Source organism: Verrucomicrobiota bacterium (assembly GCA_016871535.1).
GTDB lineage: Bacteria > Verrucomicrobiota > Verrucomicrobiia > Limisphaerales > SIBE01 > VHCZ01.
In genome coordinates, this window is sequence record VHCZ01000051.1 from 1 (window position 1) to 23940 (window position 23940).

Annotated in this window: 16 protein-coding genes; 11 read left to right on the forward strand and 5 right to left on the reverse strand. The window is 60.8% G+C overall.

The genetic code is table 11. The features are described from left to right. Positions 1 to 508: 508 nt before the first annotated feature. Positions 509 to 4159 (reverse strand): RNA-binding protein, encoded by a 3651-nt coding sequence (locus tag FJ398_09195; GenBank protein MBM3838125.1) that lies wholly within the window; start codon positions 4157 to 4159, stop codon positions 509 to 511. Between the two features lie 227 nt (positions 4160 to 4386). Here FJ398_09195 and FJ398_09200 point away from each other — a divergent pair, with 227 nt between their 5' ends. From FJ398_09200 to rny, 3 genes are read left to right on the forward strand one after another with little or no spacing between them, the layout of a single operon-like run. Continuing rightward, positions 4387 to 5760 carry a replication-associated recombination protein A gene (locus FJ398_09200; GenBank protein MBM3838126.1) on the forward strand — a complete coding sequence of 458 codons (1374 nt, stop codon included), beginning with the start codon at positions 4387 to 4389 and terminating at the stop codon, positions 5758 to 5760. 54 nt (positions 5761 to 5814) lie between these two features. Beyond that, positions 5815 to 6411 (forward strand): 5-formyltetrahydrofolate cyclo-ligase, encoded by a 597-nt coding sequence (locus tag FJ398_09205; protein ID MBM3838127.1) that lies wholly within the window; start codon positions 5815 to 5817, stop codon positions 6409 to 6411. Next, complete coding sequence (gene rny, locus FJ398_09210; protein ID MBM3838128.1) at positions 6408 to 7973, forward strand: ribonuclease Y; 1566 nt, start codon at positions 6408 to 6410, stop codon at positions 7971 to 7973. Before FJ398_09205 ends, rny begins: the two co-directional genes overlap by 4 nt. 394 nt (positions 7974 to 8367) lie before the next feature. Here the strand turns inward: rny and FJ398_09215 are convergent, their stop codons facing one another. Further along, the gene (locus tag FJ398_09215) at positions 8368 to 9123 is read right to left on the reverse strand and encodes a hypothetical protein (protein MBM3838129.1); all 756 of its coding nucleotides are present in this window, start codon (positions 9121 to 9123) and stop codon (positions 8368 to 8370) included. 526 nt (positions 9124 to 9649) lie between these two features. After that, entirely contained in the window at positions 9650 to 11290 is a 1641-nt protein-coding gene (locus tag FJ398_09220; GenBank protein ID MBM3838130.1) for a hypothetical protein, read from the reverse strand. 328 nt (positions 11291 to 11618) lie between these two features. Between FJ398_09220 and FJ398_09225 the strand changes: the two genes are divergently transcribed. Further along, entirely contained in the window at positions 11619 to 14051 is a 2433-nt protein-coding gene (locus FJ398_09225; protein ID MBM3838131.1) for an ATP-dependent DNA helicase, read from the forward strand. A gap of 96 nt (positions 14052 to 14147) precedes the next feature. Further along, a complete protein-coding gene (locus FJ398_09230) occupies positions 14148 to 14480 on the forward strand; it encodes a hypothetical protein (protein MBM3838132.1) in 333 nt (110 codons plus the stop codon). 59 nt (positions 14481 to 14539) lie between these two features. Here FJ398_09230 and FJ398_09235 read toward each other — a convergent pair whose 3' ends face one another. Then, positions 14540 to 14728, reverse strand: coding sequence for a hypothetical protein (locus FJ398_09235; protein ID MBM3838133.1), 189 nt, complete (start codon positions 14726 to 14728; stop codon positions 14540 to 14542). Positions 14729 to 15269: 541 nt separating this feature from the next. On the opposite strand from FJ398_09235, the gene FJ398_09240 reads away from it, so the two are divergent. The 6 genes from FJ398_09240 (at position 15270) to FJ398_09265 (ending at position 22953) form a co-directional block, all read left to right on the forward strand. Next, positions 15270 to 17660 (forward strand): hypothetical protein, encoded by a 2391-nt coding sequence (locus FJ398_09240; GenBank protein MBM3838134.1) that lies wholly within the window; start codon positions 15270 to 15272, stop codon positions 17658 to 17660. Beyond that, the gene (locus FJ398_09245; GenBank protein MBM3838135.1) at positions 17657 to 17980 is read left to right on the forward strand and encodes a hypothetical protein; all 324 of its coding nucleotides are present in this window, start codon (positions 17657 to 17659) and stop codon (positions 17978 to 17980) included. Before FJ398_09240 ends, FJ398_09245 begins: the two co-directional genes overlap by 4 nt. Positions 17981 to 17984: 4 nt before the next feature. Next, positions 17985 to 18617, forward strand: a complete 633-nt coding sequence (locus FJ398_09250; protein ID MBM3838136.1) for a response regulator transcription factor — start codon at positions 17985 to 17987, stop codon at positions 18615 to 18617. A gap of 287 nt (positions 18618 to 18904) precedes the next feature. Beyond that, entirely contained in the window at positions 18905 to 19249 is a 345-nt protein-coding gene (locus tag FJ398_09255) for a PadR family transcriptional regulator (protein ID MBM3838137.1), read from the forward strand. Beyond that, a complete protein-coding gene (locus tag FJ398_09260; protein MBM3838138.1) occupies positions 19246 to 21852 on the forward strand; it encodes a PEP-CTERM sorting domain-containing protein in 2607 nt (868 codons plus the stop codon). The genes FJ398_09255 and FJ398_09260 overlap by 4 nt, the downstream gene beginning before the upstream one ends. Positions 21853 to 22482: 630 nt before the next feature. After that, positions 22483 to 22953: a clan AA aspartic protease gene (locus FJ398_09265; GenBank protein MBM3838139.1), complete on the forward strand. Its 471-nt coding sequence runs from the start codon at positions 22483 to 22485 to the stop codon at positions 22951 to 22953. Positions 22954 to 23157: 204 nt separating this feature from the next. Here the strand turns inward: FJ398_09265 and FJ398_09270 are convergent, their stop codons facing one another. Further along, positions 23158 to 23886 (reverse strand): type II secretion system protein, encoded by a 729-nt coding sequence (locus FJ398_09270; GenBank protein ID MBM3838140.1) that lies wholly within the window; start codon positions 23884 to 23886, stop codon positions 23158 to 23160. Positions 23887 to 23940: the final 54 nt, after the last annotated feature.

Here is a 23940-nt window from a genome sequence, read left to right on the forward strand (position 1 = left end):
GAATTTTGCCTGGGGCTGCGTTGCTCCTCGGTCACAGCCCCACTGGCGGGGGATGCTCGCTCGTCGCGCCTTGCCCCAGGCCAAATTGGGCGCAACGAACGTGAGCGTATTTACGAAACGGACCACTAAGGTAGTTGAGGTGGGGCGACTGCCGGGCCCATGCCATTGAAGAAAAGCTCCGCCGGAGCGTCGCTCCAACCGTCGTTAACTGTGGGCTTACGGATGGCGAATGCGGCTACTCCTTTACTCCTTTCGTACCATGGCGCGTGGGTTTGCTCTCGCGTAATCATGCGCGTCGTGCATCAGACCTCATGGGGACCGCACGCGCCCTCGCGTGCTGTGGTCGGCGCCCCCGCCGACCACACTTCTTCGGTCCGAAAAGACGATCACTTGAGGAGACGGCTTCTCCGAGGTTCCGACCGGCGAGGGCGCCGGTCGGAGCACACACGAGGGCGCGTGTGCTCCCCAGTCCCAACTGAATCATCGGAAATTGCTTTTGGGGCCTGAGCTAATCACCGGGCAGGCGGCTGGTGCTTGGCTGCTTGAACTCGGCGGCCCTTTGTCCGGGGGCAATGGGGCTAATGGTTTTGTGGCCATCAGGCCAGACGATTTCAATCGCCTTTGCGTTGTTCGCGCCGGTCAGGCCGAAAGTGAGCGTTGGGGTGGATTGGGAAAGGTAGCCGCTTCCCGCATGCATCTCCGCCGTCTGAGTTGAAGAATCGTCAAAACGGATCGTCCCCCGGCTGCCAACAGCGGTCGGATTTCCAGGGCGTCCTCGAAGGCGCACGGTCAGGAAACGGTTCTCGGGCGAACCGCGGTTCGTGAAAGCCAGCGCCGGCCCATTGTTAATGCCGACAATGAAGTCCGGCCACCCATCTTGGTTCAGGTCAGTGACGGCCAATCCCTTCCCATCGCCCGGAACGATCAGGCCGCTTTCCTTTGGCCACACCGGAGCGAAGGTGCCGTTCCCGGTGCCGCGGAGTAACAAACTCAGGCCGCCGTTCATGCGGCCGGTCTCCGGCTGCGTGGAAAGGAAATTCTGCGCCAAATACAAATCGAGTTTGCCGTCGCCGTCCACGTCAACGAGCGTCACGCCATACGAAGGGGCGGCCTGCGCCAGCCGGGGCAGCGGATGAAAATCAAAACGCCCTTTGCCGTTGTTGATCAAAACGCCGGATTCAAGCGTCGTCGCTTCCAAGCGCGCTGCCTTGCGGAGCGCCTCCGGAGGCGCGAGATCGGAAACGGTGGCCGTGCCAAATGACGGGATGGTTGGATAGCGTTCCAACAAATGGGGCAGGGCGCGGGCCAACAGATTCCGGCCCACGACGGGAGCGGCGCGTGGCCCTTCCCAGGTTGCTTCGATCAACTGCGTTTGGCCCGGTATTCCGAATTCGCCGGCCAGCAACAGCGCCGGCTGCTGCGTGCTGGCGCGGTATTGAGTGTTCAGGCCAAGATTGGTCACGACGTAATCAATGTGTCCGTCGCCGTTGACGTCACCGCCTGCGATGCCGTTCCACCAACCCCTCAACGAATCGAGGCCGGCCTCGCGCGTCTGGTCCTCCAACCGGCCGTGCCGATTGATAAGGAAACTGACCGGCCCCCAATCCTGCGCGATCAGCAAATCGACCCAGCCATCGTCATCCGCGTCGGACCACAACGCGCTGGTGACCATTCCGGTTTTTCTCAATGCGGCGGCCAGTGTATCGGTGACATCGGCAAAACGGCCTCCTTCATTGCGCAGCAGATGATTCACGGGGAAAGCCGGGTATTTGCCGGGCACCGATCGGCTGCCCACAAACAAGTCGAGGTCGCCGTCCCGATCAAAATCGGCCGCCACGACGCAACTGCCGGAGTCGCGGAAATCCGGCAGGCGATCGTCGGCTTTGCGAAATCTTCCTTGGCCATCGTTGAGGTAAAGGCGATCGCGAAACTTGGAATCGCCCGGTTCGCCTTCGACACCGCCGGAGACGGCGTAGAGATCCTGCGTGCCGTTGCCATCGGCGTCGAAGAACAAGGCTCCCATATCTTCGCACCCCGCGTCGCTCTCGAAGGCGGGCTGAGGCGAGAGCCGAAACTCCCCGCCCGGCTGGTGCAAGAACAACATCCCGCTCTGGCCGGCTGCGCCGCCCAAATAAAAGTCGTCGTCACCGTCGCCATCCACGTCGGCGCACGCCACACCCGGTCCGAGCCGAGACAGCCGATACGGGAGCAACGGTTGCCGGGCGAAATCGTCGAACTCGCTTTCCCGGTGCCCGGCGCCTGGTCCCAACTGAGTTGCGGAGAAGAGCGGGGGCTGGCCTGGCGGGCTTGTTCTTTGGGGCGCCTCGTTTGGTTCTGTAACAACGTAGAGCCGGTCGGCCTCCAAGTTCTCGAACGCCTGCTCTCGCCCGCTGGGCCAGGCAATGCGCAGCTTCGCGACGGAAGCATGAGGTCCCAGTCCGAAATGGACGAGCGGTTCATTCGCGGACATGAAGCCGCGCGCGAGCGTCAGATAGTGCGTCTGGACGCCGCTTGGAGTCTCCGCCTTCACGGTCGCGCCGATGCCCCACGAATTACTCGCCGCGCCTTTAAGCCGGATCAAGAGGCGATGACCATTTGTTCCCGTGTTGCGGAAAACGGAAACCGGCTCATCGAAATTATTCACCACCAGATCCAGGTCGCCGTCCCGGTCCAGATCTCCCAAGGCCGCTCCGTAACTGGCAGAGACTTGATCCAGCCCCCAGGCTGCCCCGACATTCTCGAATCGAAAGTCACCCCGATTGCGAAACGCGAAATTTGCCTCTCGCCAGACGGGCGCGCGAATCCAGGCGGAGTTGCCCGCGAGATCATTCCCTTGTTCACGATTGATAAAGTCGCGCGACATGCCATTGGCAATGAAAAGGTCCGTCCAACCATCGTTGTCGAGGTCGCCAAATTTCGGCGACCACGTCCAATCGGTGCTCTCCAGGCCGGCGAGATAGGCGAGTTCGAGGAAGCGGTCCGTGCCGGTGTTGACGAAGAGCATGTTGCGCCGGTACTGCGGCGGGTTCGCGCGCAGCAGAAACCAGCGATCCTTCTGCGGTTCGGTGTAATTCAGCAGGCGGCGCGCGTGGCTGGAACCGGACATATCCGTGGCGAAAAGCTCGAGGCGCTGATCGTTGTTGAGGTCCGCGATGTCGCTCCCCATCGAGGACCAGGGAACGGCGGGCAGCGCGTTGATGGTGATCTCCGCAAAGGTTCCATTGCCGTTGTTCCGATAGAACTGGTCCGGCCCTTTGTAGTCGTTGCTGACGTAGAGATCGGGAAATCCGTCTTCATTGTAGTCCCACCAAATCGCCGCCAGCCCGATGTGGTGGCCGGCAATCCCTGCGGCTTCGTTGACGTTGGTGAACTTCCGCGCGGCCGAATTCCGGAACAAATAATCCGCCTGACCCGCGATGATCAGTTCAGAGCGGCCTTCGCCTTTGCTGATGACGGCGAACCATTCGCGATAAGCCGGGCTGACGCGGATCTTCCCATCCGGAGTCAATTCAATGGCGCCGCGCTTGAACGCTTCGCGGCTCGAACTGGGAACCCGGTGGTTTCTTTCCAACGTGAGCCGGCCCGTCACCAGATACGCGTCCAGCAAACCGTCTCGGTCGTAATCTCCAAATGCCGCCATGACGCTGGCGCCGGCGAAATCGAGACCGAAGGCTTTTGCTTCTTCGCGAAAGGTTCCATCGCCCTGATTGACATAAAGCAGATTGGCCGCGCCGAACACGCAGACGTACAAGTCGAGGTCGCCGTCGTTGTCCACGTCGGCGAACGTTGCGCCGCCGCACCAGCGGCCTTCGCCCGAAACACGCGCTTTGTCAGTGACATCCTCAAATCGCCACTTTCCGAGGTTGCGATAGAGGCGATTGCCCTGGTCATAGTTCGTTATGTAAACATCCGGGTGTCCGTCCAGGTCGTAGTCTCCAATGCATACCCCGGCGCCGGAACGCTGGTCTTCCAGCATTTCGAGCGTGGGGTTTGCGGGAAACCTTTGGACCAGATCGATGCCGGATTCCTCCGCCGAGACGCGCTCGAATAGGGTGCGGGATGACGAATAGGCCGGCGGGTTGAGCCGCACGCTGGAGACCGCCGCGCTCGCAGCGTTGGCGAGCCACAGGACGAGCAAGGCGAGATCAGCAATTCTCATTGACGTATTTGCCTCAGTTAAGGTGGGGCGAGGACTCTTGCCGAGCCTTTCGCCGACGTCATTGGCTCGGCAGGAGCCGCGCCCCGCCAATCGTGAACTGTGGGATTACTCATTGCACAATTCTATTGAGACGTCTGGGGCGCTTCAAGGGGGGACAACCGACGGTTCGGTTTCGTCAGGTCAGTTTCAATTTCCGTCCCGGCGCGTTTCCATGTTATCTTGCACGCATGGCGTCGGACGATCTATTCCAATCGCTGTCCTCGCCCGATGCTTCGCAGGCGTCGGAGCCGCCCGCGGGAAAGAAATCCCAGGCGCCGCTGGCAGCGCGGCTGCGGCCTCGGAGCCTGGCAGAGTTTGTCGGCCAATCCCATATTCTCGGCCCCGGACAACTTCTGCGCCGCGCTATCGAGGCGGATCGGGTGCATTCCGTGATTCTGTATGGACCGCCCGGCACTGGCAAAACCACGCTGGCCCAGATCATCGCCAATCAGACGCGGAGCAAATTCGAGCGGCTCAGCGGCGTGGAATCCAACGTCGCCGAGATGAGGAAGGTTTTGGCGGCCGCCGCAAATCGGCTGGCGAACAAAGGATTGCCGACGATCCTGTTCATCGACGAGATTCACCGCTTCAACAAGGCGCAGCAGGATGTGTTGTTGCCGGACGTGGAGAGCGGCACGGTGCGGCTGATCGGCGCGACGACGCACAATCCGTTCTTTTTCGTCAATTCGCCGCTGGTCTCGCGTTCCCAGATTTTCGAGCTGCAGCCGCTCAGCGAAGCCGAACTGTTCGAATTGCTGCGTCGCGCCCTGGCCGACGCCGAACGAGGCCTGGGGCATATGCGGATTGAAGCGCAGGAAGAAGGGTTGCGGCACCTGGCCAAAGTCGCGGACGGTGACGCCCGCAAAGCGCTGAATTCTCTCGAGCTTGCCGCGCTCACCACGCAGCCCGACGCCGAGGGGATTGTCCGTCTCGACAGGGCCGTCGCCGAACAGAGCATTCAGAAGAAGGCGGTCGTGTATGACGGCGATGGCGATGCGCATTACGATACGATTTCCGCATTCATCAAGTCGATGCGCGGGAGCGATCCCGATGCGACGCTTTATTGGTTGGCCAAGATGATCCACGCGGGTGAAGACCCGAGATTCATTGCGCGACGGATCGTCATTTGCGCCGCGGAAGACGTGGGGTTGGCGGACCCCATGGCATTGGTCGTGGCAGTGGCCGCGCATCAAGCGGCGGAATTCATCGGCTGGCCCGAAGCGAGAATTCCTCTGTCGGAAGCCGCGCTTTATATCGCGACCGCGGAGAAGAGCAACACGAGTCTGGCGATCGACGCCGCGCTGGATGACGTCCGCACGGGGCGAACCCTGGCCGTGCCGCAGCGCTTGCGCGATGCGCACTATGCGGGCGCCCAGCGGCTGGGACATGGGAAAGGCTACCAGTATTCCCACGACCATCCGGAGCACTTTGTCGCGCAGGATTATCTTGGTGCCGCAAAACACTATTACGAACCGACGGAGCAAGGATTGGAGCGGGCGATTAAGGAACGAGTGACCAAATGGCGCGCGCGCTCTGCCCAAACCAAGGGGACAGAGGCGTAATGGGAGTGTTGGAGCGTTGGAGTAGTGGAGTGGCGGGGTGGTACGAGGACTACGATGTCCGATGCGAAAGACATAAAGGCGCATGTTCGCGCTCAGGTGCGGGCGGAGTTGAGGCACCTCCCGCCTCAGGATCGGCGGGTGATGTCGGCGCGCGCCTGTGCGCTCTTGAAGCAACAACCGGTCTGGCAAAGGGCCCGCGCGATCTTGTTCTACGCGCCGCTCGACGATGAACTGGACACGTCCCTTCTGTGGCCGGAAGCCACTGCGGAAAACAAACTCATCGCGCTCCCTCGTTTTGACACGGCGAAAGGCGGTTACGTCGTCCGTCAAGTCCTGGAGGTCAACCGGCCGCTGCCTCGCGGGAAGTTCGGAATTCCGGAGCCGCCGGCCGAAGCGCCTGACCTGGCATTAAACCAACTGGACTTGGCGCTGGTTCCCGGGGTAGCATTTGACCTCAGTGGACGACGGATCGGTCGCGGTTACGGTTATTACGACCGGTTGCTGGCAAGCGTTCCGGCCATCAAATGCGGGGTGGCGTTTGATCAGCAAATCACAGCGGAACTTCCGGTCGAACCGCATGACGTGCGTTTAGATTGCATCCTGACGCCGACGCGCTGGCGGACGTTTGGCCAGCGCGCGGTTGTGAAATGACTGGTTTCATCGACAATTTGCTGGCAAGCCTCGCCCTTCTCGCGGGAGGCGCTTCCCTGGGCTACTGGTTTTTCCGCTGGCGGGAAAGGACCCGCCAGGCGGAAATGTCACTCAAAAAGGAGGAAATCCTCGAACATGCGCGGCGCGAAGCGGAGACCATCCTCCGAGAATCCCGCCTCACCGCCGTCGAAGAGGCCGCCAAGTTGCGCGAGCAAGCCGAGAAAGCTTTTGCGGCCCAGCGCCGCGAATTGACCGAGGTTCAAGCCCGCCTGTCGCAGCGCGAAACGCTGATCAACGAGCAACTGAAAGAATTGGTCAGCCAGGAGAAAAACCTCCGCGAAAAAGTCACGGAACTCGAGAAACGTTCCGCTCAACTCGACGCGCGTGACTTGCAGCTCCTCGAACAAGACAAACAGCGCAAAGAGCAATTGCAGCGGCTTTCCCATTTGAGCGAGGCGGATGCCCGCGCCATGCTCTTGAAAGAGGTTGAGCAAGAGAGTCTGAAGGACGCGGCAGACTTGGCCCGGCACGTAATGGACAACGCCAAGTCCCGCGCCGAAGAGCAGGCCCGCCGCATCGTCAGCCTCGCGATCCAGCGTTACGCGGGCAGCCACAGCTTCGAAACCACGACCGCGACGGTGACGCTCCAGGGCGATGACATCAAAGGCCGGATCATTGGCCGGGAGGGCCGGAACATCCGGGCTTTCGAGGCTGTGACCGGCGTCACGGTTCTGATTGACGACACGCCGAACGCAGTGGTGATTTCGGGGTTCGATCCCGTGCGGCGCGAGATTGCCCGCGAGGCGATGCAACGCTTGATTCTCGATGGCCGCATTCATCCCACCCGGATTGAGGAGGTCGTGGCGAAGGTCTCCCAGGAAATCGACGAGGCTATCGTGCGCGCCGGCGAAGAGGCAGTTTACAAGCTCGGTCTCGCTCCCTTGCACGCGGAAGTGGTCAAGGTGCTGGGCCGGCTCCGATTTCGATACAGTTTCTCGCAGAATATCCTCGATCACTCCATCGAAGTCGCGCAGATCACGGGGTTGATGGCGGCTGAGCTGGGCGTGAACGTCGCTGCCGCCAAGCGCGTCGGGTTGCTGCACGATATCGGCAAAGCGATCAATCACGAAGTCGAAGGCACCCACGCCATTGTCGGCGCAGACCTCCTGCGGCGCTACGGCGAGTCCGAAGATGTGGTCAATGGCGTCGCTTCTCACCATGACGAAGTTCCGCACAAGAATCTGCTCGGCATCTTGGTCAGCGCCGCCGATGCGATCAGCGCCTCCCGGCCCGGCGCGCGGTCCGAAACCGTCGCGACTTACATCAAGCGCCTGGAGAATCTGGAGCAGATCGGCCTGTCCTATCCGGGAGTGGACAGATGTTTTGCCGTGCAAGCCGGGCGCGAACTGCGGGTCGTGGTGCATCCCGAACAGGTGAACGACGAGCAGGCTTTCGCTTTGGCGCGCGGCCTGGCTCGGAAGATTGAAGAGGAACTCCATTATCCGGGCCAAATCCGGATCACGGTCGTGCGCGAAACGCGCTTTATCGACTACGCAAAGTAAAAGGCACTGAAGCTGGACAATTCTGCTTAGCCACAGAGAACGCAGAGAACACAAAGAGATTCAGATTTCATCCGACACTAGACCTGTTCACCTGGAGCGTGAGCGGCGATTCTCCTTCACCTCCTTCTCTCTGTGATCTCTGTGATTTTTGCGGCTATTCCCAACCAGCGTTTCCAGGTTGGATCGTTACAACCGTAAAAGCGGCTTCAGAGGGACTGTCTAGCGGCCTTCCATCATGGAAGGAGGAATTCCGTGTTCCCAGTTTCGGGGAGCGTTCCAGGGGCGTTCGGAGAGGCGGTCGGAATCAGTGCTGGCGCAGCCGGCGGCGACCGCAGCGAACACGATCGCCAGTAGCACCGTCGCGAAACTGACCCGTTTAGGTTTCAAAGTCAGGTTAGTAGAGAACTTGGTCGCCTTCCTGCACGTCGCCCTGCTTCCATTCCGGAAGGATATTGGCGATGCTGCGATTGGGTTCCACTTTGGTGATGCGCACTTTTCCCACCAACTTGCCATCGCGGTTCACCAGCATCTGCCCTTTTTCTATCACGCCTTGTTTTGTCCCGATGTCCAGAACCACGAAATCGTATCTGGGATCGACGGCCAGGATTTTTCCTTTCAATCCCGGAGGCAACGGCGGTTCGTAGGGTTTGGTGCCCACCAGGCTGTCGAGCTCGGCCTTGGTTTGGTTCAAGTTTCGGAGAAGAATCTTGTTTTCTTCCGCGAAGGCGTCGCGCTCTTTGGCCGCGCGGTTTGCGGAGTCGCGCAGATCCACGATTTGATCAACGGAGACTCCCGGGGCGCGCCAGCGGGCGAGTTCGGTGTGGGCTTCGTTCAAAGATTTGGTGGCCTCGGTCAGTTTCGTGAACAGTCCATCGGCCCGGGCGCGTTGTTCGTTGTAGTTCTTGCGGGTTTCCTGGAGAGCGCTTTCGGACTCGGCCAGGGCTTTCGTCGCCTTGTCAGCTTCCTCTTTCGCCTTCTTGGCTTCGGCGGAGGCTTTCGCCGCCGTGCCTTGCGCCGCCATCAGCCCCTTCTTGGTGTCATCAAGTTCGGTGGTGAGGCCCCGGAGTTTTTCTGCGACCTGGAAATGGCTCACGTACAGACCGCCCGCTCCCGCCAGAATCGCGACGACTAAGCTAATTCGCAGTAACATGTTCCAAATTTAAGTGGTTTGAATCGGCGGTTACACTAGACAGTCACTATCTGGGTGTCAACGTTCGTTTGGACAATTCCACCCGTTCCCGCGCTCAATTCTCGCTGCGGTGGCGGGGGCCACGACGGAGCACCAGGCACGGCTTCCATGAACCATTCTCCGGACCGTGGCCTTTAGGCCGCTTCATCGTTCAAATGCGGAGAGTGCGCGGAAGCAGCCTAAAGGCTGCGGTCCGCCCGGACCGAGCCGGTGCATGGCTCCGATGCGCGATCTGCAAAATCGTTGAAGCTTCCTATGAACCGCCTCTTCGGAGCGTGGCCTTTAGGCCGCTTCAACGCCCGACTGCGGAGAGTGCGCAGAAGCAGGCTAAAGGCTGCGGTCCGCGCAGTTTGCGGTGCATGGGCGGCGAGCATGGTCTCTGAACCCCACGGAATTTTCAGACAGGCTCTAAGGAAGCTGCCCAGGAACCGGGTAGGGCCGCGCAGCCGGTCTTCGGTCGATGCCGCGGCGCAGCAGTGCCGCCCTGCTATGGACTGGCCAGGCGATAGAAACCCGTAGCGGCTGAAAACGTGACTGTGTAAGGACTCGTCGCGCCTGCGACAGGCGTCCAGGCCGTCGAGGTGAGCGCGGGAGTCGATTGCAGCGTGCTGCCTCCAGACCAGGTAATCGTGAGCGAACCGTTCGCGTTTCGGACAATGCGATCGAATTTGGAGCTGGGCGCGGGTGGAGCGCCCAGCAGGTACTTCACGGCGTTCAGAAACATTTTTGCGCCGTCCGGCTGCAGATCGTAAATGCCCGCGCCTTCCGCGGTGAGGCCGCTGTTCTCGCGGCTGCCGGTGAGGAAGACCAGGCGTTTCCCGGCGACGGTGTCTGCGGAGGCATTGCTCATGACGGCGCCGGCTTTCCATTCGGTGATGACCGTTCCGCCGTACGCGGGATCGTCCACAGTTCCAATGGTGGCCAGAACGACGCCTCCTTCCGAGACCGGATCTGAGTTCACCGAAATGCCGCGCTGCACGATATCGTTGTACATCACCACGTCGGCGTAAGGATTGACCATGGTCTTACTCGCGTCGAGCGCGATGCCAGCGAAGATCGGGTGAGCCGGGTCATTCACGTTCAGGTTCACCGGCCCGACGGTGTCGGGGATGTTGTTCCCCGTGACGAAGCCCATGCGGTTGGCGCGAAGAACGTAGCCGCCCAGAATCAGGGTCGGCGCTTTGATCCCGTGCCACGCCGCGGTTTCGGGCGGATCTTGATAATCTGCACTCGGCACCGAACGGCTGATGATGACGAGCCCGAAGCCATTGAGCAGGGTTGCATTCGGAGTGCCGGACGTGACGATGCGCGTGACGGAGTAGCCGTTCCTCTTCAGCAAATCGGTGCAAGCGACATCCACCGCATTGGTGAAGCCCGCGGTGGCAGCGGCTCCGGACGGTCTGTTGTCGGCGGAATGAAAACTGATCCAGGCAATGCCGCGCGGATCCGCTTGCGGCTGGGCCGGCGGCTGCACTGGAGGCGGCGTCGTCTGCGAACGTGGCAGGGTTGCCGCGTAGGCGACGGCATTGAGAAACAGCTTTTGACCGTCCGCGGCCAGGTCGAAGATGCCGGCGCCTTCGGAGGTTAACCCGCTATTCTCCCTACTCCCGGTGAGGAAAATCAACCGGCTGCCGCCCAGTTTGTCCGCCGAGCCATTGCTCATCGTCGCGCCAGCTCGCCATTCGGCGATCACCGTCCCTCCGAACGCTGGGTCTCCGTCCGTCCCAATCGTGGCCAGAGCCGTTCCACCGCTCGCCACCGGATCGGTGATGACCGAGATTCCCCGCTGGGAGATGTCGTTGAAGGCCACGATGTCGGCATAGAGGTTGACCATGGTCTTGTTCGCGTCCAGCGCAATGCCCGGAAAGATCGGATGCGACGGGTTGGTCACATTCAGGCTCACAGGCCCGGCGGTGTCGGGAATGTTATTCCCCGTCATGAATCCCAGGCGGCTCGCGCGCAAAACGTAGCCGCCCAAAATCATCGTCGGCGTGCCCAGGCTGTGCCACGCCGCGGTCTCGGGAGGATCCTGGTAATCCCCGCTTGGAACGGACCGGCTGATGATGACGAGGTCGAACGTGTTGAGCAAAGTGAGATTGGGCGTTCCCGACGTGACAATCCGTGTCACCGTATGGCCTTTGGCTTTGAGAAGATCGGTGTATTCGACGTCGGCGGCCTTGGTGAGCCGGCGGTGCCGGCGGCGCCTGAAGGCGTTCCATCCGCGGAATGGAAACTGACCCAGGCGATTTTAGCGGCCTGGGCCGGGAGGGCAAAAAGGAGAAGGAGCACAACGAGGAGGACAGATTTTTTCATCACGACTCGATAGATTTCAGTGTTAAAGACTGTGTGTGTTCGCGTGAAAAGCTAAGATAACCCAAGATTTGCCGCCAAGAAGAAAACCTCTGACGAGTTGATCTCGGTCAAAACTTTGAACCTTGAACTCTGAACTCCGTCCCATGCCGAAGCGCACCCTGTCCATCTCCGTCCGTGAGCTGGTTGAGTTTGTTCTCCGGTGCGGCGACCTGGGAACAGACCGAGGTTTTTTCGGCCCGACCCGGGCGTTGGAAGGGACGCGCGGCCACCAGCGGCTGCAAGCTTCGCGGCCCGCCGGCTATCAATCTGAAGTTCCGCTTTCGTTTCAGATCGAAACCCCCGAGCTTGTCCTGAACATCTCCGGGCGCGTCGATGGAATCCTCGCGGGGTCGGACTCGGTGTTGATTGAGGAAATCAAAACCGTGCGCCAGCGCTGGTCTGGCGAGCCGGACCCGCTGCACTGGGCCCAGGCCAAGACGTACGCCTTCATCTACCTCACGCAGCAGGGCCTGGAACGGATCGACGTTCAGCTCACTTATCTGGACCTGGATTCCGAGACCGTGACCCCGTTCCGGCAATCACTCGACGCTGGTGAACTCAGCGCGTTCTTCAATGAACTCACGCGCGTCTATGCGGCCTGGCTCGGCGAACAAATCCAGTGGTGGCAGTTGCGCGACGACTCGATCCGCGCGCTCTCCTTTCCCTTCCCGCAATTCCGCGCGGGTCAGGAGGCGTTGATGTCGGCGGCGGCCCGCGTGTTGTCCGAGGGGGGCAATCTGTTCGCCGAAGCGCCAACAGGCATCGGGAAGACGATTGCGGTTTTGTTTCCGTCCGTGAAGGCGTTGGAGCAAGGCGTGGTCACGAAAATCTTCTACCTGACCGCCAAAACTGTTGGCCGCACGGTGGCGGAAAAGGCATTCGCGGATTTGCGCGCCTCGGGTTTGCGCCTCCGCACGCTGACGTTTACCGCGCGGGAAAAACTCTGCTTCAACAACGGCCACCCCTGCGACGTCCGGACCTGCCCCTATGCAGTCGGCTATTACGACCGGGTCCAAAAGGCCCTCCGCAGCGCGCTCAGCCAGGCGACGTTGACGAGGCCGGCCTTGGAGGAATTGGCGCGCGCACATCAGGTTTGTCCCGCGGCGTTGTGCGCGGATGTGTCGCGTTGGGTGGATGCGATCATTTGCGACTACAATTACGTGTTTGATCCCAAGGTTTATTTGCGGCGCTTCTTCGATCAGGAGCGTGGAGATTACGTTTTTCTCATCGACGAGGCGCACAATCTGGTGGATCGCTCGCGCGAGATGTTTTCGTCCGAGCTTGGGGATAAAGAATTCCGGGAAGCCAGCAAAGCGACGAAGAAGCATCTGCCATCGCTTGCCCGGCAGATGATTAACATCGCAAAGCAGTTTTCGACGCTGCGAGCAGAGTCCTCCTCAGAACAAGGCCCAAGAGTAGGGCAGGCTTCCCGCCTGCCTCGTCTTTCGTCTGTCAGCGGGCAGGCTGGAAGCCTGCCCTACGTTGACGAGCGGTCGTCGTTCGCTCGCGCCGAACCTCCCGCGGAATTCGCGCCAGTGCTTCGAGCCTTCTTGAGCAAAGCGGAAGAATGGCTGGCCCAAAACACCCCGGTGCCATTCCGCGACGAACTCCTGATGCTCTACTTTCGAGTCGCCGACTTTTTGCGCACGCTCGACCTGTTCGATGAACGATACGTGACCTTGGTCGAAGGGCTGCGCGATACCACGCGCCTCAGGCTCTATTGCCTGGATCCGGCGTCCTTCCTCCTGGAAGCGACCCGGCGCGGACGGGCTGCGATCTTCTTTTCGGCTACTCTATCACCCATCGAATACTTCCGCGACGCCTTCGGTCGCGATGCCGAAGACGCGGTTCTAAGATTGGCGTCGCCTTTCCCGCGCGAGAACCTTCGCGTGCTCATCGCGGATTCCATTGCCACCGACTTCAAACGGCGCGGGTCAACTGTGGAAGAGGTGGCTCGCGCGATCGGCGCCGTAACGCAAGGCAGACAGGGCAACTACCTGGTATATTTCCCCTCGTATCAGTATCTCGATCAGGTGCGGCGCAGCTTCGTCGAGTTGTATCCGGGCGTGTCCACTTTGGCGCAGGCTCCGGGCATGACCGAGGAAGCGCGCGAAGCCTTCTTGCAGGCTTTCCGGTCGGACCACGATCGAACGCTGGTGGGTTTCGCGGTCATGGGCGGGATTTTCGGTGAAGGAATTGATTTGGCGGGCGAACGGCTCATCGGCGCGGTGATCGTCGGGGTGGGCCTCCCGCAGATTTGCCTGGAACGCAACTTGATTCGCGCCCATTTCGACACGAAGAACGGCGCCGGATTCGATTACGCGTATGTCTTTCCGGGAATGACGCGGGTCTGCCAGGCCGCGGGCCGGGTGATCCGTACCGAGACGGATCGCGGGGTAGTGTTGCTGATCGACATCCGATTTGCCGAGCGGCGATACCGAGAATTAATGCCGGATTGGTGGCAGCCGGACGGGGTGGGGGACCCGGAAGAAATCTCCGCGACCCTGAACCGGTTTTGGAAGGCGGCGGAAAGGTGAGTAGTCTGACGTGCTTTTGCTGTTCCGCGGTGTTTTCAGCAACTGTTCTCCCGTCCATGAACCAACCCACCCCTTCGCCTCCAGGGAGGGGAAGGGATGGGTTTCACGGTTCGTGAGGAACAGGAGGCTTCCCACGAACCGGACGGTAGGGCGAGCCTGTCCCCAGCGAGCCGAGAGCAAACGTCACCATATCCTGTCGAACGGCTCGCCGGGACGGACTCGCCCTTCCTCACGGTTCATCGAGAGGGGAACGGGAGCGTGAAGAACTCCCAGAAAACTTTCGTAGGCCGAGGCGTGACGATCCGGGCGGATGCGACGGAGGCAGGCGATGGGGGAAAAGTGATCGTGTGGGCGGATGAACTGACCGCGTTTTATGGCGCCATTTCAGCAAAAAGCGCCGGCCGTGAGCCGGTGATGAGTGATCAGTGATCAGTAATCAGGGACAGGCGAAATACTGAATACTGAACACTGATTACTGATTGCTACCTTCAGTTCACGGAAAGCTTCCTTGGTCCGATCACCATGCTCTCGCCCCATGAACCCGGCAGGGCGAGTCCATCCCGGCGAGCCGCTCGACGTGCGTGGAACACGTCCGACGCGGCTCGCTGGGACAGGCTCGCCCTACCGTCTGGTTCATGGGAAGCTCCCACGGCCTTCGAGCCCTGCACGTGGCCCATGAACCTGAGATTGTGCGGACCGCAGCCTTCAGGCTGCTTCCGCGCCCTCTCCGGAGTTCAGCGCCAAAGCGGCCTAAAGGCCACGGTCCGGAGGAACGGTTCATGGGAAGCTGCCTTGGCCTCAGTGCCATGCACATGGACCATGAAACCTGTCATCCCCCACGAATTCGGGGCGGACCGCGATGGTTCCCCCTCAATTTGGGTCCGCCCTGAATTTTGCGGGGCCGGTTCATGGGAAGGAGGTGCGTCGAGTCCAAACAGGTCCGCGGAACGCTGCGGCCTGGATGGCCGCGCTCCAAGCACGCCAAAATGAGAATCGCTGGGGCTTTGAGGCGAAATTCCGTTGGGATTTCTTCATGCCAATGTCCAACCTCCAAAATCCGGCGGTGAACTGCCCGGCAACGAAATCTTGTCCAGCGGGAGGCTCGTGCCATATTGTTGCTGCACCCTAAATTCCAGAGCCGCAATCAATGCGACCGTCCATGGTTGTAAGCCCTCGGTTAACGACGGTGGAGCGACGCTCCTGCGGAGCTTTTCTTCGATGGCATTGGCTCGGCAGGAGCCTCGCCCCACCTTAACTACCTTAACTGAGGGGATACTCCATGGTTCGTGGGCTTGGTTGACTGCTTTGCTGACCGCCCTTCAGTGGGCGCCGCTCAGCCACGCGCTCGACCCAGCCAAAGCGATCACGCAGTACCATCAGGATGTCTGGACCAAAAGCGAAGGGCTTCCGCAGAGTTCCGTTCAGGTGATCACTCAAACGCGGGATGGCTACCTCTGGATTGGGACGCGCGATGGGTTGGCCCGGTTCGACGGCGTCACGTTCACGGTGTTTCGCGCGGAGACCCATGACGGGCTTCAATCCAACGACATCCGCGCGCTTCATGAGGATCGCGCAGGCCATCTCTGGATCGGCACGTTCAACGGCGGGCTGAGCTGGCTCAAGGATGGGAAGTTCCTCCATTACACCGCGGCCGAGGATTGGCCTCGGTCGGGCGTGCTCGATGTTATCCAGGATCGCCAGGGCCAGCTCTGGTTGGGAACTTGGAACGGCGTGGCGCGCGCGAACCAGGAAGGCGTCAAGATGTTCTCGTTCGCGGACGGATTGGCCGACAACAAGGTCCGGACGATTCTTCAAGATCGGGACAGCAATCTCTGGGTGGGCACGTGGAAGGGATTGAGCCGTTTTCGGAACGGCCAGATCACCAATTACACGTTCCTGGAAGGTTTGCCGCACGATTTTGTCGAGGCGCTGTACGAGGATCGCGAAGGCAGTCTTTGGATCGGCACGCGCGGCGGCGGACTCGTGCGCTTACGGGACGGGACATTCTCTGTTCTGACCATGAAAGAAGGATTGGCCAGCGATTTGCCGAGGTGTGTCTATGAAGCCCGCGACGGCGCCATGTGGATCGGCACCGACGGCGGAGGCGTGAGCCGGCAACGCGACGGGAATTTCACGGGTTACACCACCCAGGACGGCCTGGCGCGCAACGCGGTCTATTGCATGCACGAAGACCACGACGGTGTGCTGTGGTTCGGCACGCAAGGAGGCCTGACGCGCCTGGCCAACGGCCAGTTCACGTCGTACACGGTGCGCGACGGCCTGTTCCACAATTTCATCTATTGGATACTCGAAGACGATAACGACACGTTGTGGATTTCTTCCAATCGCGGTGTGTTCAGCCTGGCGAAGCAGTGCGTGGCCGCCTACGACGCCCGCCAAACCTCGGCGCTGGTTTGTGTCGCGTACGGCGTGGCGGACGGATTGAAGACCGCGCAGTGCGAAGGCGGCACGCAGCCGGCCGGATGGAAATGCCGCGATGGCTCCCTGCGGTTTCCCACGGCCGGCGGCGTCGCGCGGATCAATCCTGGACGCATCCGAAGAAACGACCAGCCGCCGCCCGTGCTCATCGAGCGCGTGTCCGTGAGCAACCGCGACCTTGATCTGACGCACGCCGCGAAACTGGCGCCGGGATCGCAAGCGTTCACGTTCCATTACACCGCGCTCAGTTTCCTGGCGCCCGAGAAGGTGCGTTTTCGCTATAAATTGGAAGGCGTGGATCAGAATTGGGTCGAGGCGGGCGCGCGGCGCGTGGCCTTCTACAACAAGATTCCACCGGGCAATTACCGGTTCCGCGTGGCGGCCTGCAACAACGACGGAGTTTGGAACGAACAGGGCGCGGCGTTCGCCTTTTCGCTGGCGCCTTATTTTTACCAATCGTACTGGTTCTACACACTCTGCGCGCTGGCGGTGGGGCTGGCGGGATGGAGTTTTCACTGGCGCCGGATGCGGCGGGCTCAAGCGCAATTCTCCCTCGTGCTGTCGGAACGCAACCGGATTGCCCGCGACCTCCACGACACGCTCGCGCAAGGTTTCGCCGGCATCGCTTTTCAACTGGAAGCCGTGGCCACCAAATTGACCGACGCGCCGGCCCAGGCACAGCAACATTTGACCTTGGCGTTGAACATGGTCCGGCACAGCCTGGCCGAAGCGCGGCGCTCGGTGATGAACTTGCGCTCCGCAACCCTGGAAAACGGCGACCTCGCGACAGCGCTGGCTGAGAGCGCGCGACAAATGGTCGGCCAAAAACCGGTGGACGTTCGCGTGCAAACCCTCGGCGCGGCGCGGCCGATCCCGTCCAAGATTGAGAACAACCTCTTGCGCGTGGGCCAGGAAGCGATCACGAACTCGCTCAAGCATGGCCAGGCCGGAAGCATTCAGATTGAACTGAATTATCAACCGCGAACCGTGCTCTTGAGAATTCGCGATGACGGACAGGGCTTTGAAGTGCTCTCAGCGCAGCGCCCCAACGGAGCGCACTTTGGGCTTCTGGGGATGCGAGAGCGCGCCAAACAAATGGGCGCGGGCCTGGATCTCAAGTCCAGCCCAGGCCAGGGCACCGAAGTCGAAGTGGAGGTGCCGGTTCAATGAGTTTCCTCGCTTCCCATGAACCGATCCTCCGGATCGTGGCCTTTAGGCCGCTTCAGCGCTGGACTCCGGCGAGTGCGCGGAAGCAGCCTGAAGGCTGCGGTCCGCACGGTTTTCGGTTCAAGGACCATGTGCATGGCGCTGAGGCCAAGAAAGCTTCCCAGGTCCAGATGCATGGTTCTGAAACCAAGGAAGCTTCCCATGAACCACACGGTAGGGCGAGCCTGTCCCCAGCGAGCCCCGGACGTGTTCCATGCACGTCGAGCGGCGCGCCGGGACGGACTCGCCCTACCGAGTTGCACGGCCCTTTAAGCAGTCGATAAAGCCATGACGAAGACCAAATCGATTCGTATCCTCATCGTGGACGATCACTGGGTCGTTCGCACCGGGCTGAGAAGCATGATCGACAGCCAGCCGGACATGGCGGTGGTTGCCGAAGCCACCAATGGCCAGGAAGCCGTGCAGCTTTTTCGCGAACATCGGCCTGACATTGTCCTCATGGACCTGCGCATGCCCGGCTTGAGCGGCGTCGAGGCGACCGTCGAGATTCGCGCCCAATTTCCCGAGGCGCGCATCGTGGTCCTGACGACTTACGATGGGGACGAGAATATTTACCGGGCGTTGCAGGCCGGAGCACGGGCCTATCTGCTGAAGGACATTCCTCGCAATGAATTCCTCGACGACATCCGTGCCGTGCACAGCGGGCAATATTGTATTCCGCCGGGGGTCGCGGCGCGGCTGGCCCAGCGGATGCCGCATCCGGACTTGAGATCGCGGGAACTCGAAGTGCTGAGATTGATTGTTGAAGGCATGAGCAACAAAGAAATCGCCTCCGCGCTTTCCGTGACGGAAAGCACAGTCAAGAACCACGTCAACAGCATCCTCGGCAAGCTCAACGTGCGCGACCGCACGCAAGCCGCCACCGCCGCCCTGCGCCGCGGCATCGTGATGGTGGAGTGAGCTGAGATGAACAGGAGGCAACGGAGATAACGGAGGGGAAGATCGTGGCCTCTCACCCCCGTGACGCTCATCACGGAGCGAGCGGAGCGCGGCATTTATGCCGCTTCAGCGTTCGGAGCGACAAAAAGGTGCAGGAGAACCTGGATAAGCCTCGCCATCTTCAATCTCTGTTGCCTCGGTTCTCTCCTGTTGAATTGCATCTAGAAGAAAGCACCCAAAAGTGCTTGGCAAAAGCAGCTACCTTGTATAGCATAGTAGCATGACGGGTCAGGAACAAACCGCCGGCCATGAGTGAATTCTTTGACAACTGGATTGTCCAAGTACGCAAAGGCGTGCTGGAACTTTGCATCCTGCGCGCTCTGGAAAACCAGGAACGCTACGGCTACGAACTGGTGAAGACACTCGCATCCGTCCCCGGCCTCGCCCTTACGGAGGGCACGCTTTATCCGCTGCTGTCGCGCCTGCGCGTCGCGGGGTTGGTCAGCGCGCGGCTGGAGGAATCAACCGAAGGCCCGGCGCGCAAATACTACGCCCTGACCAAGGAGGGTCGGCGGACCTTGGCGGACATGAATGATTTTCTGGACAAGCTCAACCAAGGCACGCGCAGCCTGCACAAATTGCCATCGTTATGAACAACTGGACTACGACCGCTCATCGGACTTTGGAAGGTTATCTGGAACGCAACCGGCTCCGTGTGTCCTCGTGTGGGGCCGATGCCGACGAAGTCGTCGCCGATCTGCGGAGGCACGTGGAGCAGGAGGTGGCGGCGTTGCGTTTACCCGTAGTCACGCACGACGACGTGCAGCGAATCGTCCGGCGCATCGGTCCGTTGCCGGACGATGAACCGGGCGAAAAGCCGCCGCCGCCGCAATGGAATCAACCGAAAAAGCTGCCGCCGCTTTCCACCGAGCTTGTGATGGTGTTTGGGATCGTGCTGCCGGTCATCACGATTGCCTTTGAACTGGCGACTCATCTTTGCGCCGGAACCTTTTTCGATCCCTTGCCTACCTGGATGCACGTGTTGCTTGCTGCCGCCGTGCCCGCCGCAAACTGGCTTGCCTGGAGGGAAGTGCGGAGACCGGACCGCGCCGTGCCGGATTGGCTGTGGCTGGGAAACGCTGTCGCGTGCGGCGTGAGCTTGTTCTACACCGCGCTCTATTTGCCGATGATGTTCTTTGCGGTCATCGGCATCTTTTACTTCGGCCTGGGGTTGCTGCCGCTCGCGCCGGTTTGTGCGCTTTCCTCGGCGCTGTGGCTGCGGGGCGAGTTGAAGCGACAACATAGGCGAAGCGGGAAGCCGGGCTTGCGCGGCTGGGGCTGGGCCATGGCCGGGTCGCTGGCTCTGTTGCTGGGCCTGGCTTTGCCGGCGTCGCTCACGCGTCATTGGATCGATCGATCCGGATCGGATTCCCCGGAGGAAGCCAATTCGGCCATTGCGAATCTTCGGCTCTGGGGCAGCGAGAGTATTTTGCTGATGGAGTGCTACGGCCGAGGCGACCGATTGTGGATCGAGCTTTTCGGAGGCCGGCGTCCCAACGCCGAGCTGGCGCGAAAGGCTTATTATCGCGTGACGGGCAAGCCCTTCAATTCGGTCGCGCCGCCGTTGAGCAAATATCAGCGCGCGGGCCGCGACCTTTTTGGCGAATTCGATTGGGATCAGGGCCTGGGCGGCGAAACGGTGGCTGGACAGGTTCGCGGGTTGTCCCTCGCGCAATCGCGCTTCGATGGCATGTGCCGCCCGGACGAAGGCTGGGCTTACTTCGAATGGATCCTGGAGTTCCGAAACGACCACGAACGCAGCCAGCGGGAGGCGCGCGCACAAATCCTTCTGCCGCCCGAAGGCGTGGTGTCGCGGCTCACGCTTTGGGTGAACGGGGAAGAACGCGAGGCGGCGTTCGCGGGCCGCGCGCAGGTGCGCGAGGCGTATCAAAAGGTCGCCGTCCAGCAACGTCGCGATCCCGTGCTGGTCACGACGACGGGGCCGGATCGCGTGTTGGTCCAATGTTTTCCGATTCCGCCCAACGGCGGCACGATGAAAATCCGCCTGGGAATTACGGCGCCGCTCCTTGTCGAGAACTCAAACCACGCGGCGCTGAAACTTCCGCGCGTGATCGAGCGCAACTTCGGAGTGGCGTCCCCGTTCCGCCACAGTCTGTGGCTTGAAGCGCCGGAGCCTGCCAGCGTCGTGCTAAACGGCCTCACCGTAGATCGGAGCAAGCCGGGAAAAACGGGGATTCATGGCGAGGTCGCGGACGCAGTTTTGGGTTCGGTGGACGTGGCGATGCGCTTCGCGATTTCGCCCCGGCTCCAAACGGTCCGCGCTCTGGACAAGAGAAGCAACGACGGCGCGGTCATCGTGCAAACGTTGGAGCAGGGGAGCCCGGTGTTCCTTTCGCGGATTGCGATTGTCCTGGATGGTTCGGAGGACATGAACGAGTTCTTCCCGTCCGTCGCGCGCGCGTTAAATGGCGTTCCCGCCAAACCCGAACTGGGAGTCTGGCTGGCCCAGGATGGTGTGCGCCAAATCTATTCTTCGGAATGGCGGTCCAGCGAACGGGTATCCGAAATCGTGGGCAAGCTCCGCGGCGTCGGCGGGCAAGACGATGTCCCTGCGTTGCTCCAAGCCTGGGAATGGGCGGCGGCCAAAGCGGACGGTACGTTGCTCTGGATTCATGGCCCACAGCCCGTGGTGTTGTCCGGATTGGAGTCCCTGCGCCAACGACTGGAATGGAGAGCGGGCCGCGACGGGCCATTGATTCTGGATTTGGCCACGCGCAGCGGGCCGAATCGGATCACGGAGCAATTGGGCACTTTGGATGCGTTTACCGCGTGGCCCAGGCTCGGCGACTTGCACGGCGATCTGGAACGGCTTTTCGCGATCTGGAGTGGACGGCGACAAGAATATCGGCTGGCACGCGCGGTGGACCGGGAAGCAGCAGCCGGAAAGGCGAGTGCCACGGCGTCGTCGCACATCGTGCGCTTGTGGGCTGCCGAGCGGGTGCGCGCCTTGACGAAATCCAGACAGGTGGCGGAGGCGTTGAAACTCGCGGCGCGGTATCAACTGGTCACCGCGATTTCGGGCGCCGTCGTTCTTGAAACTCAGCAGCAATATCAAGCGGCGGGGTTGACTCCGGTCGAGGCGGCCAGCGTCCCGACGGTTCCGGAACCGGGGACGTGGATTCTGCTCATGCTGGGACTTGCCGCATTGGCCTTCAAATGGAGGAAACGCAAATGAAAACAACAATGCAACAGGCGATTTCCGTGGACAGTGACGCGATCACACCGCCGAAAGGTGGCAATTAAAGACCATGTCGAGTTTGTTCGAAGAATTGGATGCCATCCGCAATTGGGGAGCACACGCGCCCTCGCGTGTCCCGGCTGGCGCCTCGCCAGCCGGAGCGTCGCAGAAGCCGTCTCTTCACATGATCGTTTTTTCGGACTGAAGATGGGGTCGGCGGGGGCGCCGACCCCGGCACGCGAGGGCGTGTGCGGTCCCCATCGCTGGCGAATTGGTTTCAGAAAATGCTCTGAAAGTACGCCCTGACCTCAAATGAAACCTGCCGCAGAGTTCTTTGCTGAGCTGGTCCGGCCTCTCACGTGGAAAGGTCTTGTCTGGTCACTCGCTTTCCCAATGAATTGGCTGTTCGATTAGGCGCCGGTCCGCTTGACTGCGCGCTGATCCAGCAATTCTCATTTTGGCCCTGCATTGAAAACGACCCGCACGTAGTCGCGGTTTTAACCGGTTCTTTGGCGATCTTCCCGCCCGGACCGGCTGAAGCCGGGACTACGTGCGGCCAACATGAGAATTGCTGGCGCTGACCTCGCCGACCTTGACGCCGTACGGTTTTGCTGGCACTGAAGACCTATGGGCGAGATTGCTGTCAGGGTTGAACTGGAAAACTTCGTGGACCGAGCGTTGCAGGAAGAGGGACGGTTGCAGGAAGACAAAGTGCGACGTCACTCAATGGACGCCGTGGCGGATACGGGAGCCGTGATGCTGGCCTTGCCGCAAGACGTCGTTGAGAAACTAGGCCTCCGGTCCCGCAGAAGGGTGGTCGTTTCCTATGCGGATGATCGACGGGATGAACGCCCAGTTGCCGGAGCCGTCACGATCAAAATCGGCGACCGCGCCATGACCACAGAATGCATTGTGAGGCCGCCACTCAGCGAAGCGCTCATCGGACAAGTCGTGATGGAAGAGCTGGACCTTATCGCGGATCCGCAACGCCAGACCCTCACTCCACGTCCTGAATCTCCGATTTATCCTTCGCTCAAACTCAAACGAGCGGGCGCGGCTAAGATCAGGCGCCGTCTTGCAGCACGCGGTTCCGATTAAGCCGTATCTATTCAGTCCGACGGCTCCGTTCCCCTCACCCCGGCCCTCTCCCCAGGGGAGAGGGAGAACATTTCCTGGGCCGTGGTTCAATTCGCCATTCGGGGACCATTCCTGCGTTGGAAAAAACAACGCCCTCTCCCTGAGGGAGAGGGCTGGGGTGAGGGGGAACGCGGCGTCGAATTGCGTAGTCACGGTTAAGCCGCGCTACCACCACTGGTTGGTTGGATTGGGCGTCGCGTTCCAGAACGGATCCCCTTCGGGTTTGGTGGGGAATTTGTAGCCTTCGGCGTGTCCGTCGCCGAAGAGCATCACGACCAGGCTTCGTCCTTTGTAATTGTGCCAGACGCTGCGTGGACTATCCCAACCGCGATTCATGTGCCAGATCCAGTCGCCGAGGATGATCTTATTCCCCGGACTGAGGGCGATCTCGGAGGTTTTCATGGATTGGCCGGCGTACTCAGTTCGGGAGGCATTGAGGTTTCCGAAGACCCGCTTGGTGCGCATGTAATCCCCCGACCATTCCATGAGATAGCTTGTGCCGTATTGAACGTAGCAATTGGTGCAATTGATGTTCACCCAACGCATGCCCATGGAATCGCCCCGGTCCGACGGACATTTGAAAATCTCCGGCGTGCCCTGGTATTGGTAAAGCGGCTTGTTGGTCATGGCCACGAACATGTCGTAGCGCCCGTCCTTTCCGCCCAAGGAAGCCCAGTCGCGGCAGAGCGGCATGGTCTCGTTGAAATCGCCGGTATAAAGCACGAGCGCCAGGCCGATCTGCCGGTTGTTGCTCAGGCACTTGGTGAATTGCGCCTTGTTCTTGGCGCGGGAAAGCGCCGGCAAAAGCATGCCGGCCAGGATAGCGATGATGGCGATGACGACCAGCAGTTCAATCAGCGTGAAAGCGGCACGGCGGGAATGGAGAGAGTTCATGGCATGTGCAGGCTCTGGTTTAACGGTCGTAATTAAACCCAAGCGTTCGCGTGC

Coding starts and splice junctions, on each gene's coding strand:
- FJ398_09235 (MBM3838133.1), bottom strand. CDS start 14,728: ATGGGCCACGTGCAGGGCTCGAAGGCCGTGGGAGCTTCCCATGAACCA.
- FJ398_09265 (MBM3838139.1), top strand. CDS start 22,483: ATGGGCGAGATTGCTGTCAGGGTTGAACTGGAAAACTTCGTGGACCGA.
- FJ398_09215 (MBM3838129.1), bottom strand. CDS start 9,123: ATGTTACTGCGAATTAGCTTAGTCGTCGCGATTCTGGCGGGAGCGGGC.
- FJ398_09200 (MBM3838126.1), top strand. CDS start 4,387: ATGGCGTCGGACGATCTATTCCAATCGCTGTCCTCGCCCGATGCTTCG.
- FJ398_09205 (MBM3838127.1), top strand. CDS start 5,815: ATGTCCGATGCGAAAGACATAAAGGCGCATGTTCGCGCTCAGGTGCGG.
- FJ398_09260 (MBM3838138.1), top strand. CDS start 19,246: ATGAACAACTGGACTACGACCGCTCATCGGACTTTGGAAGGTTATCTG.
- FJ398_09255 (MBM3838137.1), top strand. CDS start 18,905: ATGAGTGAATTCTTTGACAACTGGATTGTCCAAGTACGCAAAGGCGTG.
- FJ398_09230 (MBM3838132.1), top strand. CDS start 14,148: ATGGGTTTCACGGTTCGTGAGGAACAGGAGGCTTCCCACGAACCGGAC.
- FJ398_09195 (MBM3838125.1), bottom strand. CDS start 4,159: ATGAGAATTGCTGATCTCGCCTTGCTCGTCCTGTGGCTCGCCAACGCT.
- FJ398_09225 (MBM3838131.1), top strand. CDS start 11,619: ATGCCGAAGCGCACCCTGTCCATCTCCGTCCGTGAGCTGGTTGAGTTT.
- rny (MBM3838128.1), top strand. CDS start 6,408: ATGACTGGTTTCATCGACAATTTGCTGGCAAGCCTCGCCCTTCTCGCG.
- FJ398_09240 (MBM3838134.1), top strand. CDS start 15,270: ATGGCATTGGCTCGGCAGGAGCCTCGCCCCACCTTAACTACCTTAACT.
- FJ398_09250 (MBM3838136.1), top strand. CDS start 17,985: ATGACGAAGACCAAATCGATTCGTATCCTCATCGTGGACGATCACTGG.
- FJ398_09270 (MBM3838140.1), bottom strand. CDS start 23,886: ATGAACTCTCTCCATTCCCGCCGTGCCGCTTTCACGCTGATTGAACTG.
- FJ398_09245 (MBM3838135.1), top strand. CDS start 17,657: ATGAGTTTCCTCGCTTCCCATGAACCGATCCTCCGGATCGTGGCCTTT.